This window comes from Lysinibacillus sp. NPDC098008 (assembly GCF_044760715.1).
GTDB lineage: Bacteria > Bacillota > Bacilli > Bacillales_A > Planococcaceae > Lysinibacillus.
Map to the genome: position 1 here is coordinate 352,973 of NZ_JBIWBA010000002.1, position 17,495 is coordinate 370,467.

Here is a 17,495-nt window from a genome sequence, read left to right on the forward strand (position 1 = left end):
TTAGGAGGTCTTATAGAGTAATGACAGCACTCACAAATAGACAAAAAAAAGCCTTAGCAACACGTGAAAAATTATTAAAAACATCGTTAGATTTATTTAATAAATACGGATTTGAGCATGTTTCAATTGAACAGATTACAAAAGCCTGTAATGTGTCAAAGGGCACATTCTACACGCATTTCCCATCGAAGTATGATGTTATTTTAGAAAAGTTTGTAGAACTCGATAGTTTTTATAGCACTGTAGAAAAAAATATTGATCGCGCATTACCAGCAAGTCAAAAAATTTTATTACTGTATCAAGCACAAATGAACTATTTAACAAATGATGTGGGAAAAGATTTATTACGTACAATTTATACGGCTGCAATGACAAACCAAGTCGAACCAGATCACTATTTAATCAATCCACAACGAAAGATTTTTCAACTAATCAATGCATATATTGAGGAGGGAGTTCAGCAAGGAGAATTTAGACAGGATTTACCTACTGCTCGTATACAAGCGATTATTCAGCGTTGTATGCGCGCCAATGTGTATGATTGGTTAATTCATAATGATGACTTTGATCTTGCTACGGAAATGGCACAGTTTACAACGGTGGTATTAAATGGTCTTAAAAATAATAAATAAAAAGTAGCACTTTATCCATTTTGCGATAAAAGTGCTACTTCGTATTTAGCTTACAAAATATTGTTGTTCAATGGCTTCAACTGGTAAAGGCTTATTATATAAATAGCCTTGTCCCTTTTGACAATGGTGGCGCTTCAAAAAGTCGACTTGTGTTAGCTCCTCGATTCCTTCAGCAACAACCTCTAAACCTAAATTATGGGACATGGAAATAATGGCTTTAATAATCGCCTCATTTTTATCATCTTTTGCAATATCCGCAATAAAGGATTGGTCAATTTTAATAATATCGATTGGATAACGCTTTAAATAGCTTAATGAGGAATAGCCTGTTCCAAAATCATCCACTGATACATATACCCCAAGCTGTTTAAGCTCTGTTAAAATAGAAAATGTTTCATGTACATTTGTCATAGAGCTTTCTGTAATTTCTACCTCTAATAATTCAGGTGCTACATTATATTTCTGTAGCGTTGCTTTAATTTTTCGTGCAAAGTTTTCTTTTTTAAACTGTTTTGGTGAAATATTTACAGCGATACGTACAGGACGGTAGCCCTTCATTTGCCACTCTCGTTGATAGCGACAAACCTCATCAATAATCCAATCACCAATATCAATAATTAAACCTGATGCTTCTGCTATAGGAATAAACTGTGCAGGTGATACAAAGCCAAACTTGCGATTATTCCATCGCAGCAATGCCTCAAAGCTATTAATACTATTGCTTGATAAATCCATTTGTGGCTGTAAATGCAAGCTTAATTCATTAAATTCAATGGCACGTCGTAAATGTGCCTCCATCAAAGCTTCATTTGGAAAAATAGCAGTCATATCTTCACGGTAATAGCGATAGTGTGAACGTCCATGCTCTTTCACCGCAAATAAAGCTTTATCTGCTTTTCGTATCAATGTTTCTAAATCTTTACCATCTGCTGGGCTAAGTGCAATACCAATTGACACGCTAATAAAATATTCCTGCCCATCTATCAAAAATGGCTGCTTTAAAGCCTCTAAAATAGCATTAGCTGTACACTCAATTTTTTGAATACTTACATCCTTTAGCACAAAAATAAACTCGTCACTATTATAGCGATAGAGTAAGCATTGTGCATAGCAAAGCTCCTGTAGCCTGTGACAAAACATCCGCATTAGCTCATCACCTTGACTTTCGCCAAGGGATTCATTAAATTTTTTAAAGCGATCAATATCCACTAAAATAAGCGCCGCTTGCTTTTGCTTCTGTGCTTTATCCTGCAAATGCTGCAGCCAATGTTCCTTAAGGGCTTTCCGATTCCAAATACCTGTTAGTTCATCCGTTAGTGCTAAATGGTAAAATATTTCACGGTCATTGATGATATACGAGCTAGCATCTTTTATAAATAAATGGACACCAATTACCTCACCATTAAAGTATGCAGGATGCGTTCTTAAATAGAAGGGCCTCTGACTTAGTAATTGCTCTTTAAATAAACATTCAGGCATGCCAAGTGTTGAGCCTGTAATTGTTTTAGCAAATAATGGCTTAAATTCATTGATATATTTTCTTTCTAATAATGAAAAAATATCTTGCCCTATTAGGTTGTGCTGCTCTCCTGATAAGAGAGAGGTAGCTGCAACATTTTGATGAATAATTCGGCCTTGTAAGTCTGTTGTTAGCACTGGATCAATATATTGTTCCACAAATTGTAAATATGGTTGTACATGATATTGTACTTCACGAAAAATAATCGCAATCATCGATATAGCAAATGGCTGTACATGAATCGCAAATTTTTTCTCTTGAAGATCAGTACCTAATTGCAGAATAGGTTGTTGATTGAGGTCTTCATTTAAAATTTTTAACAATTGTAGCCAGCATTTCCTTGTAAAGAAATGCTCTGCAGCCGTTGCTGTAACGTCTTGCAGCTCCATAAATAATGGTAGCTTATCATTAAATTCAACGACCTCAAATACGTTCATATCAACTTTCCTTAAACATACAATAGCATCGAATGGATTAAGCTGCATAAGTTGTTGATAATCTGCAAATGGCGCTACACTCTCTCTATAGTTTTTCATTTTATCCCTCACCTAAGGAGCGTGTTTGCTCTATTCTTCATCTAACGTAGGCTTTAATGCTTCCTGTAAGAAAATCTCCTGACTATTGATTGGGTCTTCCCCACGATTAAACTCTTTATAATGATATTTACCATTAGAGTCTTGAATACGTGCTTTTGCCGTATCTCGTAATTGTGTATTCATAATATCAATGATACGAGTTTTTATATCATTTGCATATACAGGGAATAAAATTTCTACACGTTTAACCATATTACGTGTCATCATATCTGCTGAAGATAAGTAAATTTTATTTTCTCCATTATGATGGAACCAATAGATACGGGAATGTTCAAGAAAACGACCAACAATACTTGTTACTGTAATATTTTCACTAATGCCAGGAATACCCGGTCTTAAGCAGCAAGTACCTCTTATAATAAGCTCTACCTTCACACCTGCAATGGATGCCTCATATAGCTTCATCATTAAATCTTTATCTGTTAGTGAATTCATTTTTGCACGAATAAAGCCATTACCATATTTTTTATGACAAGCAATTTCCTCATCCATTAATCGTATAAATTCATCACGAATATCAAAAGGAGCCACGACTAAATGATTAAATGTAGGTTTTTCTGTATAGCCACTTAAGTAGTTAAAGAAGTTTGTCGCATCAACACCGAATTCTTTATCTGTCGTTATGATGCCCATATCCGTATAAATTTTTGCAGTGGCATCATTATAATTTCCTGTTCCTAGATGCACAAAGCGCTCAATTTTGCCATGCTGACGACTAACGACAAGCGTTATTTTCGAATGTGTTTTTAAATTATTCATACCATAAATGACGAGACAGCCTGCTTGCTCTAATTGTTTAGCCCAATGCACATTATTTTCTTCATCAAAACGTGCTTTTAGCTCCACTAATACTGTTACTTGCTTGCCATTTTCAGCAGCAAGCTTTAATGCTTGAATAATCGGCGAATTGCCGCTCACTCGATATAATGTTTGTTTAATGGCAAGCACATCTGGATTGACAGCTGCCTCTGAAATAAAATCAACTATCGGTGCAAATGATTCGTATGGATGATGGAAAAATATATCTTGCTGTAAAGCTTTTTCAAATATATTTTCATCTGACTGTAAATCTAAAGGTGGCTGTGGGAAAAAGCTTTCATACTCTAAATGCTCACGACCTACTGATATGCCTTTAACAAAGGAGAACATAAATGTTAAATCTAACGGTCCATCAATATGGAAAACATCTGTTTCTTCAATTTCAAACTCTTCTAACAAATATTGAAGCACTTCGTCATTCATTTCCCCTACACGAACTTCCAGACGACTGCCTACACCCCATTTACGCTTTTTCAGCTCTTTTTCAATTTCAACTAAAAGGTCTCTAGCCCCCTCTTCATGAATAGTTAAATCTGCATTTCTTGTTAATCGAAAAGCCTGAGCAGATTTCACACTATACCCATAAAACAACTTTTCAATATGTGCAACAATAACATCTTCTAATAAAACAACGACTGTTTTTCCTTCCTCAGACGGCACTTTAATATATCGATCTAATACGGATGGCACTTGTACAATCGCCACTCTCTCACGACTTTCAAGGTCTTCCTCATCCTGCTCTAGCAATACAAGTAAATTCAATGTTTTCCCAAGCAATATTGGAAATGGACGATAAGCATCTACTGCGACAGGCGTTAAAACTGGGAAAATAGTTTCTGTAAACATTTCATTAATATATGCTTTTTGTTCACTATTCAAATCTTTCATATCTGCAATATGTACATTATGTTGTGGTAGTAAGTCATAGATTAAATGTCGATACACTTCCGTTTGTCGGCGTACTAAAGCCTGTGTGCGCTCTGCAATCTTTGCTAATTGCTCCTTTGGTGTTAAACCAGATTTATTTTCTGGCTTATGGAAGCCAGCACGTACCTGATCCTGTAGCCCTGCCACACGCACCATAAAAAATTCATCTAAATTTGAGCTAAAAATAGCTAAAAACTTTAAACGCTCTAGCAGAGGATTAGCTTCATCCTCTGCCTCCTCTAATACACGCTCATTAAAAGCAAGCCAGCTTAATTCACGATTATTATAATACTGTGGCTTTGCAATTTCCTCCAACAATTTACTACGCTCTGAAAACTCTTCCTCATGCAATTCATTACTTGTTACTTCAGTTGTCATATGTTATTCCACCCTTCTTCAATAAAATTGATTTTTAATGGGATTTTTAATGCTCGTTCTAAATGTTTTTTATGTCGATTTGCTTGGTATTTTTCAGCAGCGGCATTATTTTTTATATAAATATTGAGCTGCGCATAATCTTCCTCTGTTTGCATTTCAATCGCATGGACAACATTTCGCTTTGAAACATTTAAAGCATAGACAAACTTTAATAGCCCTCCAAAACTTCGTATTTTACGATATTCCTCCTGACTCATCCATTCTGCAAATGGAGTCGCAAATCGCTGGAAATAATCTTTATTTTTGTAGGAAGCTAGCAGTGCCAGTATCACTCTTTCTTGATGGTTTAATCCATCAATAGCTTGATTGGCAATCAAATAAAATGTATGCTGACTTGAAGAGCTTAATTCAATATACTCACCTATATTAAATACCTTCGCTGCTTTCACTAATAACTGCAAATCTTCTGCATTATATTGTAAATATCCTAAATGACAACATTCTCGATACAGCTGGTCTGCTAAATGCATTAAAAAATCAACTTCCATTTCTGTACGACCATACTGACGTGCTAATCTTCTGACATTGCCTTCAAACACATTATATTTATCAAAAGCGTTTGCATCTGTTTGTAAAATGCGTTGAATAATCAATCCCTCTCGCAAGCCTTTTTTAGTGAGCTGGAATGATGGACTATCAACAACCTCCATCAACACTCTAAATACTTCTAATGCAGGTACAATAATATCTGCACGGTCAGATGAAAGCCCATCAAGCTGATTTAACTCCTGGAAGCTTAATTGCCCTAAAAATGAACTTAAGTCATCTAAATCTTCCTTTGCCATATCGTAGCCATGAACACTTGCGATAGGATAATCATGCTTTTGCTGATGGATTTGTGCAATATTCCGTGCACTTCCGCCAATCGCGATAATCGGTAAACCAACATTCTGTATCCACGGAAGTGTTTGAAACTGCTCTTTTACGAAGGAAATTAATTCCTTTTTTTCACTGCTATTAATAATATCGCCCTTTACAAAGCGCTGTTTTAGTGACACAGTCCCAAATGGAAAACTATGAGATTGTTGAAGCTCTTTATTTTCAAACAGTGTAATTTCGGTACTACCACCACCAATATCAATTGTGACAGCAGATTTTGTCCCCATTGAATAGGCAACCGCAATATAGCCAAAATAAGCCTCCTCCTCTTCGGATAAAAGCTCTATTTGAATACCTGTTTGCTCCTTCATTTGGGCAATAATTTGATCGCGATTTGTAGCTTGACGAATCGCAGCAGTTGCAGCCGCTTTAACATCTGCTATTTCAAATTCCTCAAGCATTGCTTTAAATGTTAATAAGGTTTCCGATAACACTTGAATGCCATCTTCCGACATCTCGCCTGAGGGTTGCAAATATGTACGTAAGCGAGCTACTGTTTTAATATTTCCTAGCTCCTGAAGTCCCTCTTCATAATTGTACTGATATAATACTAGTCGAATGGTGTTTGAGCCGACATCAATAATGGCTGTTTTTAGTTCATTCAAATCATCACTTCCTTCAAGTGTATCTTGTATGTTATTTTGTTCATCATTAATCATGCTATACAAAAAAAGTCGGAACCGTTAAGGCATCCGACTTTTCTTTCATTTATTCATATACTCGCAGGATACCCATTATTAAAATTGTGAAGTATCAGATAAGGCACATATATTACAGAATAAGCTGATCTATACGTAAAATAAGCTCTGCAATTTCTGGCTTACTAATTTGATCCTCTGCTCCTACTTGATCACCCTTATGACGAAGATCATCCGTAATTAAACTTGAGAAAATAATAACAGGTAGTTTTTGTAAATCAGGATGCTCTTTAATTTTTCGCGTTAGATGATGACCATCCATTTGCGGCATTTCAATATCCGTTACAACTAATTGAATATGTTCTCCTATATCACCGCCATTTTTAACAATTCCTTCTAAATATTCATATGCATCGCGGCCATTTTCAAAGAATTCAACGTTGTTATAGCCTGCCTCATTCATTGTATCGAATAATAATTTGCGTAATAATGGTGAATCTTCTGCAATTAAAATTCGCTTTTCACTACGCTCACGTTTCCCAAGCTTCTTCACAGATTCCACACTAATACCTGATTCAGGATTAATATCCACCATAATTCTTTCAAAATCCAACAGTAAGATCATCTGCTCATTTTGCTTAATAACGCCGATTACCTGTGATGTTCCTCCTTGATACATATCAGAAGGTTTCTCAATCTGATTCCAAGAAATACGATGAATTTGTGTTACATTATCTACATGGAAAACGACACGTTGTTTATTAAATTCTGCAACAATGTATTTTTGCTGTGGATTACGTTCTATGCCTTGAATACCTAATACTCGCAGCATATCCACAACTGGCAATACCTCACCTCGTAATTGAATAATTCCTTCTACATGCGGGTGCGCGTGTGGAATAAATGTCACTGGTATCGGTTGAATAATTTCTTTTACTTTAATAACATTGATGCCGAATTTATTATTTGCCACTTCAAATTCAACGATTTCCAGCTCATTTGTGCCACTTTCTAATAATATACCTTTATGTTCCAATGCAATCCCGCTCCTTTCTCTACTTCTATTTATAATTCAATTGTATCATAGGCAATACATTTCTCCTACTTGCGATTGCCATTTTTATCATTAACTTTTAGATGTATTAATAGCCCAATCACGGTCATTACAATTAGTGTCGATAATGCAACACGGCTGGCAAGTGTGCCATACTCCTTTAGCCATAATGTAACAGTTCCATAGACGGCTGGACCGATAATGGATGATACTTTGCCCGAAAAAGCAAATAAGCCAAAAAATTGCCCGCGTTTTTCTGTTGGTGATAACTCAATAATATATGTTCGTGATGTTACCCACATCGACCCAAGAGATACACCGAATAGACTACCTGCAATCCAAAACATCCATTGTGCCGTTGCGAGAGTAGCAAGCACTAAAGCACCAATCATAATAACTGCCACAATCGTAATAGCACGCTTAGCCCCTATTTTTTTCGTAATATGACCAAAGGCAAAGGAGCCAATAATAGTGGAAATCGTCGATACTAAATAAAGAATAATAAATTGACCAGAGCTAAAGCCAACAATCGTTGTCGCATAGACTGCCATCATCGCAATCGTTGTCGCAATGGCATCATTTAAAAAGAAGTAGGCAATCATAAAGGTAAAAATTGCTTTATATTGCTTCATATCCTTAAAGGTTTGAATAATTTCTTTGTAGCCATCAAAAAACTTAATTGGCTTTCGCTTTGATTTTGGAATTGGCATATCTTTGTTAATAAAAAATAATGGCAATGAAAATAACAAATATAAAATAGCAGTTGGAATAAAGGCTCGATGAAAACCGCTATCTCCTACATATAAATAGACAAGTAAGCCAAAGATTGTACCAAGATAGCCAACTGCCACCCCATAGCCTGAGATGAGTGGCATTTCCTCTTTTGTACCTAAATCGCCCATCATAGAATCATAAAATACAAGACTTGAGTTAAAGAAAAATTTAGCAATCACGAAGCTAACAACAACTAAAAATAAGCTTAGCGGTACACCCGAATAATGGATTGTTGTATGCCAGTTAGCAAAAACCCCCATCATAAATGTAAACAGGATAGAAATAGATGCAAACCATACAATAAATTTCTTTTTATAGCCTGTATTATCAATCCATACACCAAAAAGCGGTGAGAAAACGACTAATAAAAAGCTTGCAATAGCATTGGCATAAGAAATAAAGGTGCTTGCTACTTGCTGCATCACTTCATTCGTTCCTAAAACTTCATCCATATAAAATGGGAAAAATACTGTATTTATATTTGAAGAAAATATTGTATTAGCAAAATCATAAAATGCCCATGACAGTATTGGCAATGATAAATAAATCGCTAACTGACTTCGATGCTGCCCTTCTATTGCTGCGCTCTTCTTCATAAAACCCTCCTCTATTCTCTATAATAATCAAATAATTTTTCTCTGTAATAAAAAATATTTTTTTTAAAAGAAAATTAATATTATTTACAATATAACAGTAAAGCCGCTTCTACATCACTAAAAAGTAATTAGGCAAACCATTCATCATTATTTCCGCTCTATGGCTGGTAACAGAGCAGTTAACATTTTTTACCCATTTAGCGTCAATAACAAAAAGCCTAAAGTATCTTCTGTAAAAATAAGGATACTTTAGGCATATTGTGTCAGTAACAAAAGGAGCCTTGTTGATACGGTGAGGCATGATCACGTGTATTCCAGCGGTGTTCAATCAGCCGTTAACCCCTTCAGGCATCTCTACTATCAAAAATTCCTTCTTGTGAAGTGCATCATGTGCTATTTTTTGATAATAAAAGTCTGCACTAGTTAATCAGTACACCTATTATTGATAATATTTGAACAATGCTTGTGTGCCATTATCTGCGTAGCCCTCTTCGACAAGCTTGTCGTACATCTCATAGGCTAATGCAAGACCCGGTAAAGAAATACCCATTTTTTCGGATTCATCTAAAGCAATTTTCATATCCTTGACAAAATGTTTAATATAAAAACCCGGCGCAAAGTCGCCTTTTATCATACGTGGTGCTAAATTGCTTAATGACCAAGAACCCGCTGCTCCCGATGATATTGATTGTAAAACGGTAGATAAATCTAGCCCCGCCTTTAATCCATAAGCTAATGATTCACAAACACCTATCATCCCAGAAGCAATCGCAATTTGATTACACATTTTGGAATGTTGCCCTGCTCCAGCCTCACCTTGATAAACAATATTTTGTCCAAAATGCTGCATAATAGGTAGCAGCTTGTTGTATGTAGCTTGATTGCCACCAATCATAATTGATAATGTCCCATTTTGAGCTCCAATATCTCCACCAGAAACAGGTGCATCTAAAGCCTCTACTCCCAGCTTTTGTGCATGTTCAAAAATTTTCTTCGCTAAGGATGGCTCTGAAGTCGTCATATCAACGACAATATTGCCAGACTGTGCTGTTTGAAATAGACCGTTTTCCCCAAAATACACTGCTTCTACATCTGAAGGATAGCCAACCATTGTAAAGGCTATGTCATTCTGCTGAAATGCCTCAGCGGGCGTGCTTGCCCATGATGCTCCTAAAGCTATTAGCGGCTCCGCTTTGTCCTTTGTTCGTGTATATACGGTTACCTCATGCCCATTGTTTAATAAATGCTTAATAATACTAGCACCCATAACGCCTGCGCCAATAAATGCAATACGCTGTTTACTCATATGTATATGCTCCTTTGCCCACATATTGTTCTGTATTTCTTCAGTTTAGGTGAATCCGCAAAAAAATTCAAACTATTCTTACGGCTTGTACTAAAATCGAGATTTGTCACATATATACCGAATAAGGCAAAAAAAAGAGAGCGAGTGATTGGGGGATCACTGCTCTAAAGGGGGAAATGAGAATGTTGCTGTGTTCATAATAAGTTATTCCCCAACGGAGCACATTTTAAACATTTATTTTTAAATGTTTATATCCTGAATATCGGAACAATCTTGTTAATCATCCTGCTCTTTTTCTTCCTCAAATGCGGTCTCTCTATAATAAGTATTCATTAACTGATCTAACCTACGACTCAGTTGAATGGTTTTTGCATTTTGTAACCCATTTTCTACACCTGAGCGAATCATCATCTCACGTGTTTGTTCCATTTGTTTCAAGAGTAGATTGACCATTCATACAACCCTCCACATACAAATAATCATACCATTATTATACATTTATATTTCATTTCTTACAGCATTAACTTCCGACAATATTCGACAAATCAACTTCTAGGTATTTCACTATACGTATAAATAATTCGTCCGTTCTGTTTGGCCTCACCTCTGAAATGTTTAAATAAAGGATGTTTCACTAGAATTTCCCGAAAATCGTAAAATTCTTCCTTTTCAATTTCAATACTTTCCCTTTCCCCATTTTGTAATTGCTTAAGCATATTTTCGTATTTTTCCATTTATTTTATTCCTTTCTTTTGTGTCATTAACCTGAATTATTGAAAAAAAGCTTTACGTTTACACATTTTTCATGCAAACTGTATATTATTAGTCGATGAAGGAGCTGACTGTCTGTGAAAATAGCTGAAGTTGGAAATATTATCGAGTTTAAAAATGGTCTTCAAGGTATTGTTGAAAAGGTCAATGAAAATTCTGTAATTGTTAATTTAACATATATGGAGAATTTCAATTCCCTTGAAATTGAAGAAAAAACAGTCGTCAATCATAAACGTTATAAAATTTTATATACGAATGAAGTTTAAATCAAAAGTCTGAATAGTCCCTATTTGTCTTTATAGATGATATGGGGCTTTTTTTTTGATAAAATTAAAGCATGGAGGTCGAATATGTCAATAAATTCGAAACAAACAATCATGCTTCTCCTTTCTTTATTATTCGTTTATAGTATGCTTGCCTTTACTTTTGCTAATCAGGCTGTATTTTGGTACATGTATGCATTTACGCTACTCGTATGTATTGCCATCGCTATTTTAGCAGGTACTATTGAAGACCAACTACCAACATGGCAATTTTTACTTTTCGGTATTGGGTACGGCACAATCACATATGGAATTACTCGCTTTGGTTACTGGCTCGCACCGTATATTAACGATAATTTAGTACAGTCTGTTCAAAAATTTTTAGCAACCTATGGACCGCAAAATATTTGGCACTATGCTTTACTTGTTTTTATCGTTTCCATTGGTGAAGAACTATTTTGGCGTGGCTATGTTCAACAGCAGTTAAAACGCTTTATGCGCCCAGTTTTTGCTGTTATTGTTACTGCTGTACTATGCGCTATATCAATTGCTATTAGCGGCTTTATGCTTGGTGTCATTGCTGCGCTTGTCGCAAGTCTTCTTTGGGGCTTTTTATATGAATGGCGTAAAAGCATGCCCCTTGTTATTGTAGCCCATGTCGTTTTTGTACTACTATTATTTTTGGTGTTACCTTTAACATCATAACATTAAAGTTGGAAACATTTTATCTTTACAAACGTTTAATTTAGAAAGGGAGGGTTTTTTATGCAAAAAAAATTATTTTCTATCCTTGCATTATTACTAACCGCTGTATTAGTTGTAGGCTGTAACACCTCTGAAAAAACAGGAGATACAGATGCCGAACAAAATGAACCTTCTAATACTGGCGCCGAGCAACAACCATCCGATAATGAAACACCTGATAACGAAGCACCTGATCAATCAGAGGAAACAGACGCTAGTGATGATACACCGACATCTGATGATACAGAAACAGATGGCACTGCTGAGCAGCCTCAGCAAGATGTTAACTATGTGCAAAAAGGTGAAAATAAAACTGAAACAGCATCTGAGTCTAAAAGTGCTGATCAAGGCTATAAGCTACAACAGCTTCCAGGGTTTACATTAACACAAGAAGAGCCAGGTAAAGATATGCTGGTATCAAATGATGATGACGAAGTATTTATGCGTATCGAGGCAATCGATGCTTCACAAGCAAGCTTTGCAGATGTTAAAACAACTATGCAAGATTATATGAATGCTGTAGGCGAAACAGTAGCATTATCTGCTGATGAATTAGCAGCATTCAAGGATGTACAAAATATTGAAGGTTATGTTGTTGACTTTGATACAGAAAAAGTAATTGGCGTTGTGTTTGAAAAGGATGGTCTGATTACAAAGCTAACAATCCATGATAATGATGAACAAGATTTAACAGATGCTATGTTAAACATGGCAGCAACTATTTCTAAAAAATAATAATGCATACACTTAAAGTAAGGTGGCGTCTGAACAGTTATGTTGAGGCGCCCCTTCTTTTTTATTTCCATACAAAAAAGCTGTCTTAATTTAATAAGACAACTTTTGATAATACTCAATAGGTAAGGTGCTTCTATCTTCAAACATACGGAAGCAAACATCAAAATAACTATTCCTCTCTTCTCATACATCGGAATAATCATTTTGGACTTATTGCAAGTTAATAAGACAAATCTTTAATAGAAAGGCCAATTTTCTTTAATAGTATAATGGCTTGCTCTTGCTCTTCGGGAGATAATACACTCATCAATTCATGTAAATGCTTTTCATGTTTTGGGAAAAGCTCTCTCATAAAAGCTTCACCCTCTTCAGTAATTTCAGCATATGTAACACGACGATCTGACGGGCATGAAACACGCAATAAATAGCCTCTCTTTTCAAGCTTATCAATGACATACGTAATAGACCCACTGGCAAGCAAAATTTTATTGCCTATTTGCTGTAATGGCTGTCTTCCTTTATGATAAAGCAGCTCTAAAACAGCAAATTCAGTTGGGTTTAGACCATTTTCTTGAAATAATTGATGTGTTTTTTCATTAACAGCCTTAAGCGCACGCGATAATACAATATATAATTTTAAAGATTGCTTTAAATCTTCTGACGTCATATCCTTTTCCCTTTCAATTCACTCTTCTACTTGACATTATAGCGATATTAGAAAAGCATTGTCAAAAGCAATCTCTCATATAGCATATTTATTGTTTATTAAATAAGCATTTTTACTCTTATTATGTTACTAAATAAGCAGAGTTTTTCGCGGGCACTTCTAACGTATCCATTTGATTAAATGTGTAAATTGGGAATTGTAAATGGAAACTTGTTCCTTTCTGTAACTCACTATTAACAGCTATTATACCATCATGCTCTTCAATCACCTTTTTTACAAAAGCAAGGCCTAGCCCTGTCCCTTTTGATTTTGTTGTATAAAAAGGCTGGAATAGATTTTGTAATGTTGCACTATCCATACCGACACCTTCATCTTTAATCATTAGTTCAGCAATTGAACAATCATTTGTTATCATTTCAACAGTAATCGTACCACCACTATGCATAGACTCCATTGCATTTTTAATCAAATTCATAAACACTTGCTTTAATCGACTTTCATTGCCACCAATATACACTTGTTGAGAGGTAGAAATATACTGAATCATAATATCTTTCATCATTGCATCAGGCAGCATAAATTCAACGACCTGTTTCACAAGATGATCCAGCTCTAATAATTCCATCTTCATCGTTGTTGGCTTGGACAATACTAATAGCTCAGATAAAATTTGTTCCATTCGTTGGAGCTCACTATCAATGACAGAGAGATACATACGTGATTCATCGTCAGCGTTTAACTTCAATAATTCAGTAAACCCTTTTAGTGATGTCAAGGGATTTCGAATCTCATGCGCAATGCTTGCAGCCATCTGCCCAACAACATTTAACGCTTGTTGATGCTCAACTTTATGCTGCAATTGCTTTTTCTCTGTTTCATCGTTAATCACTGTCACAATAATATTATTATATTCATCAAAAATACTTGAAATTTCATAATAGCATGTGCTGCTAACCTGTGTTTCATCCACTACATGAATACTTGCATGCTTGTCACCCATTAGCTTTGAAAGATATGTGGTAATCTGCCCTTTTTTTAATGTAAATGAATCAAATATATGTTGATGTGCTTTATGGAGAAGCTGTGAACTTTCCACTTTTAGAAACATTTCTGCATATTTATTAAGCCCAAGTATAATGCCACTAGCATCACTTACAATTACTGCATATGGTAAGTAATCATAAGCATTAAAAGATTGGGATTTCTCATGTACCTGACTAACGTATAATTGATGAGCAATATCATCCGTTAATGTTGAAATTTGTGCTACAATTTCCTCTGTATGTGGATCATAAAAACACTTAAATGATAGCATTTCGAACTCATTTCCAGTTGTTCGAATATTAAAGATTTCTTCTGACCGTAAATCACATTGTAGTTGTTTAACAAATTTTGCCCATTTTAAATTAGATGGCTCGTCCATAGCTAAATAGCCAATATACGTTAAATTAAGATTAAAAAGTTGGATAGCAGCCTCATTTACGTTCAAAATTTTCCCTGCTTTATTGAGTATAAGTGTTGGTGACGAAGTACTTTTCATAAGATTTCCAAAACATTGATTAATATCATTTTGCTTCAACTTTCTCACCGAACCTTTCAAAAGAGTAAAAAACCTCTAAATCGAATTTTGAGCCTTTACTATACTTTATGACAGTACGATTCTATTATTACAAAATTTAGTAAATTTAAGTATTTTAAATTATTTCACGAACCGTTCACAAAATAAATAGGTAAAAAGAATTATATTGTATGTCAGATACTTGACTGTTACAATTAGATATTGAAAGGAAGATTGTTCTATGAATACTATTTTAACGACTTTAAACGCCAAATATATACACACAAATTTAGCATTGCGCTATTTAAAGGGCGCCGCGCTACCAGAATTTAATCCAATTATAACAGAGTATACAATTAAAGACCCTGCATTTAATATTGTATCAGATTTGTTCCAAAAAAAACCTGATATTGTTGGATTTAGCTGTTATATATGGAATATCGAAGAAACAATTCATGTTATTAAGATGTTAAAAACTGTCTGTCCAAATATTAAAATTTTGCTTGGAGGACCTGAGGTTTCTTACGATTCTCATCATTGGCTACGTCGGATTCCAGAAGTAGACTTTATTGTTATGGGTGAAGGGGAAACTTCATTTAAACAACTATTACGTTATTTACATGGTGAAATATTGTTGGAGGATGTTCCCGGGATTTGCTATTTAGTAGATGATAAAGTAAAAATTCACGCGCAGCCACCAAAAATTGATTTACGTGAATTACCAAGTCCGTTTCGTTTTGAGGAAGATTTACCACATCTAAGTAAACGAATTCAGTACATTGAAACAAGTCGTGGCTGTCCATTTAGCTGTCAGTTTTGTTTATCTTCAATCGAGGTTGGTGTGCGCTACTTTAACCGTGAAAAAATAAAGGATGATATTCGCTTTCTAATGGATCACGGAGCTCGTACAATTAAATTTGTAGACCGTACCTTTAACATTAGTCGCAGCTATGCGATGGAAATGTTCCAGTTTTTAATTGATGAGCATAAGCCTGGTGTTGTCTTCCAGTTTGAAATTACAGCAGATATTATGCGTCCAGAGGTTATCCAATTTTTAAATGATAATGCACCAAAAGGCTTGTTCCGTTTTGAAATTGGTGTCCAGTCAACCAATGATTTAACCAATACACTTGTGAAACGACGTCAAAACTTTGAAAAATTAAAACGTACAGTGACAATGGTTAAAGAAGGTGGCAAAATTGATCAGCATTTAGATTTAATTGCTGGCTTACCTGAGGAAGATTATACAAGCTTCCGTCAAACTTTTAATGATGTTTTTGCTATGCGTCCAGAGGAGCTACAGCTTGGTTTTTTAAAGCTTTTACGTGGGACAGGTCTTCGAGTAGAGGCTGAAAAGTTCGGTTATACTTATGTGGATATTGCCCCTTATGAAATTTTCTCCAATAACGTTCTAACATTTGACGATATTGTACGCATTAAACATGCAGAGGATGTTCTTGAAAAATATTGGAATGATCATCGTATGGATAATACGATTGAATATTTAGTAACAGAGGTTTTCGCCACACCATTTGATTTCTTCCAAAGCTTTGGCACATACTGGGAAACAAAAGGTTGGTCACGTATTGGCCATCAGCTAGAAGATTTATTCCGCCGATTATTGATGTTTTTAGAAACAGTGGATGATGCAAATTTAGATATTATTAAAAGTCTAATGCAGCTAGACTATTTGATGGCTCAGCAATTCCAACCGCGCAAGCTATGGTGGAAAGAGCGACCGACAGCACAACAGCAGAAAGCTATTTATCATGCACTACGTGAAAATCCTGCGATTGCTGGTGAAGAGTTTGCAAGCTTTAAGTTAACTGAAAAAGAGTTGTTTAAACATACATTAGTGATTCCATATGCACTTGATTACCAACATTTCCTAAATGGCAAAATCGTACAAAAAAACGGCTATCTTTTAACTTATTTCCGTCATGGTCAAGCTCCTTACTTTGCTACAATCCATTTTACAGAACAATATGCTGAAATGACAGTAAAGTAATATAAGAAATCTGAGAATGTAAAAAATCTGCCTCGCTTTTATAGAAAAGCAAGGTGGATTTTTACTATCTATTAGTAGATTTACGTTATTTCTAATAAATGTTAGAGCTATTAGAAATCAGTATAGTGTTCACAAGCTTTTTCGACAAAAATTAGGTCAAAATCCTTAAATAGAGGTAAATTAAATCTGTAAGTAATACCCATTCGATCTATTTATATTCGGGAAAGTTAAATTTAAAATTTTTTGAATTTTTTATGTCCACTGCTCTATTTTAATATTTTCTTGCAACTTATATTAAATATCCATAGTGAACTTTCCACAGGCTAGATTTTAGCCTCTATGCTCTATGCAGGGTTTTTAACTCTAGCATATTTTTATGCCATAAAGCTTTGTATACCATCGTGTTTCACTATACTCACTTTCTCTGTATACAACTTCAACCTATTCTCAATATGACAGGGACGGCTTATCCATTTTAAAATCTCTAGTAATTGTTAGTATAGGGAGCAAATAAGAAGGCGTCAATCTTTCTTTACCTACAAAATTCGACATCTTCTATTATTTTTTTACA

General features: G+C 35.1%; 15 protein-coding genes. 5 read left to right on the forward strand and 10 right to left on the reverse strand.

All coding sequences use genetic code 11. The features are described 5' to 3' along the window. Positions 1-20: 20 nt before the first annotated feature. The gene (locus ACIQVU_RS04105; RefSeq protein ID WP_402893989.1) at positions 21-632 is read left to right on the forward strand and encodes a TetR/AcrR family transcriptional regulator; all 612 of its coding nucleotides are present in this window, start codon (positions 21-23) and stop codon (positions 630-632) included. Between the two features lie 45 nt (positions 633-677). Here ACIQVU_RS04105 and ACIQVU_RS04110 read toward each other — a convergent pair whose 3' ends face one another. The 8 genes from ACIQVU_RS04110 to ACIQVU_RS04145 form a co-directional block, all read right to left on the reverse strand. Continuing rightward, positions 678-2,687 (reverse strand): putative bifunctional diguanylate cyclase/phosphodiesterase, encoded by a 2,010-nt coding sequence (locus tag ACIQVU_RS04110; RefSeq protein ID WP_340804509.1) that lies wholly within the window; start codon positions 2,685-2,687, stop codon positions 678-680. A gap of 30 nt (positions 2,688-2,717) precedes the next feature. Next, on the reverse strand, positions 2,718-4,871 hold the full coding sequence (locus ACIQVU_RS04115; protein WP_340804508.1) for an RNA degradosome polyphosphate kinase: 2,154 nt from the start codon (positions 4,869-4,871) through the stop codon (positions 2,718-2,720). Beyond that, complete coding sequence (locus ACIQVU_RS04120) at positions 4,868-6,415, reverse strand: Ppx/GppA phosphatase family protein (protein WP_402893991.1); 1,548 nt, start codon at positions 6,413-6,415, stop codon at positions 4,868-4,870. The genes ACIQVU_RS04115 and ACIQVU_RS04120 overlap by 4 nt, the downstream gene beginning before the upstream one ends. A gap of 166 nt (positions 6,416-6,581) precedes the next feature. Then, positions 6,582-7,484 (reverse strand): chemotaxis protein, encoded by a 903-nt coding sequence (locus ACIQVU_RS04125; RefSeq protein ID WP_340804506.1) that lies wholly within the window; start codon positions 7,482-7,484, stop codon positions 6,582-6,584. Positions 7,485-7,549: 65 nt separating this feature from the next. After that, entirely contained in the window at positions 7,550-8,872 is a 1,323-nt protein-coding gene (locus ACIQVU_RS04130; protein WP_340804505.1) for an MFS transporter, read from the reverse strand. 439 nt (positions 8,873-9,311) lie between these two features. Beyond that, positions 9,312-10,178, reverse strand: coding sequence for an NAD(P)-dependent oxidoreductase (locus tag ACIQVU_RS04135; RefSeq protein WP_402893995.1), 867 nt, complete (start codon positions 10,176-10,178; stop codon positions 9,312-9,314). 276 nt (positions 10,179-10,454) lie between these two features. Next, a complete protein-coding gene (locus ACIQVU_RS04140) occupies positions 10,455-10,631 on the reverse strand; it encodes an aspartyl-phosphate phosphatase Spo0E family protein (protein ID WP_340804502.1) in 177 nt (58 codons plus the stop codon). A gap of 92 nt (positions 10,632-10,723) precedes the next feature. Further along, positions 10,724-10,912 (reverse strand): hypothetical protein, encoded by a 189-nt coding sequence (locus tag ACIQVU_RS04145; RefSeq protein ID WP_340804501.1) that lies wholly within the window; start codon positions 10,910-10,912, stop codon positions 10,724-10,726. Between the two features lie 114 nt (positions 10,913-11,026). Here ACIQVU_RS04145 and ACIQVU_RS04150 point away from each other — a divergent pair, with 114 nt between their 5' ends. The 3 genes from ACIQVU_RS04150 to ACIQVU_RS04160 all read left to right on the forward strand — a co-directional run bounded on the left by ACIQVU_RS04150 (position 11,027) and on the right by ACIQVU_RS04160 (position 12,691). Then, entirely contained in the window at positions 11,027-11,215 is a 189-nt protein-coding gene (locus ACIQVU_RS04150; protein ID WP_402893999.1) for a YkvS family protein, read from the forward strand. A gap of 84 nt (positions 11,216-11,299) precedes the next feature. Then, on the forward strand, positions 11,300-11,917 hold the full coding sequence (locus ACIQVU_RS04155; RefSeq protein ID WP_340804500.1) for a CPBP family intramembrane glutamic endopeptidase: 618 nt from the start codon (positions 11,300-11,302) through the stop codon (positions 11,915-11,917). 60 nt (positions 11,918-11,977) lie between these two features. Further along, on the forward strand, positions 11,978-12,691 hold the full coding sequence (locus ACIQVU_RS04160) for a hypothetical protein (protein ID WP_340804498.1): 714 nt from the start codon (positions 11,978-11,980) through the stop codon (positions 12,689-12,691). 220 nt (positions 12,692-12,911) lie between these two features. Here the strand turns inward: ACIQVU_RS04160 and ACIQVU_RS04165 are convergent, their stop codons facing one another. Beyond that, a complete protein-coding gene (locus ACIQVU_RS04165; RefSeq protein ID WP_340804497.1) occupies positions 12,912-13,358 on the reverse strand; it encodes a MarR family winged helix-turn-helix transcriptional regulator in 447 nt (148 codons plus the stop codon). A gap of 121 nt (positions 13,359-13,479) precedes the next feature. Further along, on the reverse strand, positions 13,480-14,847 hold the full coding sequence (locus ACIQVU_RS04170) for an ATP-binding protein (RefSeq protein WP_402894000.1): 1,368 nt from the start codon (positions 14,845-14,847) through the stop codon (positions 13,480-13,482). A gap of 310 nt (positions 14,848-15,157) precedes the next feature. Here ACIQVU_RS04170 and ACIQVU_RS04175 point away from each other — a divergent pair, with 310 nt between their 5' ends. Then, the gene (locus tag ACIQVU_RS04175) at positions 15,158-16,924 is read left to right on the forward strand and encodes a B12-binding domain-containing radical SAM protein (protein ID WP_340804495.1); all 1,767 of its coding nucleotides are present in this window, start codon (positions 15,158-15,160) and stop codon (positions 16,922-16,924) included. The last annotated feature ends 571 nt before the right edge of the window (positions 16,925-17,495 follow it).

What these genes read in the sequence shown, in the direction of transcription:
- ACIQVU_RS04165 (WP_340804497.1), bottom strand. Translation starts at nt 13,358, where the DNA reads ATGACGTCAGAAGATTTAAAGCAATCTTTAAAATTATATATTGTATTA.
- ACIQVU_RS04105 (WP_402893989.1), top strand. Translation starts at nt 21, where the DNA reads ATGACAGCACTCACAAATAGACAAAAAAAAGCCTTAGCAACACGTGAA.
- ACIQVU_RS04175 (WP_340804495.1), top strand. Translation starts at nt 15,158, where the DNA reads ATGAATACTATTTTAACGACTTTAAACGCCAAATATATACACACAAAT.
- ACIQVU_RS04110 (WP_340804509.1), bottom strand. Translation starts at nt 2,687, where the DNA reads ATGAAAAACTATAGAGAGAGTGTAGCGCCATTTGCAGATTATCAACAA.
- ACIQVU_RS04140 (WP_340804502.1), bottom strand. Translation starts at nt 10,631, where the DNA reads ATGGTCAATCTACTCTTGAAACAAATGGAACAAACACGTGAGATGATG.
- ACIQVU_RS04115 (WP_340804508.1), bottom strand. Translation starts at nt 4,871, where the DNA reads ATGACAACTGAAGTAACAAGTAATGAATTGCATGAGGAAGAGTTTTCA.
- ACIQVU_RS04130 (WP_340804505.1), bottom strand. Translation starts at nt 8,872, where the DNA reads ATGAAGAAGAGCGCAGCAATAGAAGGGCAGCATCGAAGTCAGTTAGCG.
- ACIQVU_RS04135 (WP_402893995.1), bottom strand. Translation starts at nt 10,178, where the DNA reads ATGAGTAAACAGCGTATTGCATTTATTGGCGCAGGCGTTATGGGTGCT.
- ACIQVU_RS04145 (WP_340804501.1), bottom strand. Translation starts at nt 10,912, where the DNA reads ATGGAAAAATACGAAAATATGCTTAAGCAATTACAAAATGGGGAAAGG.
- ACIQVU_RS04155 (WP_340804500.1), top strand. Translation starts at nt 11,300, where the DNA reads ATGTCAATAAATTCGAAACAAACAATCATGCTTCTCCTTTCTTTATTA.
- ACIQVU_RS04160 (WP_340804498.1), top strand. Translation starts at nt 11,978, where the DNA reads ATGCAAAAAAAATTATTTTCTATCCTTGCATTATTACTAACCGCTGTA.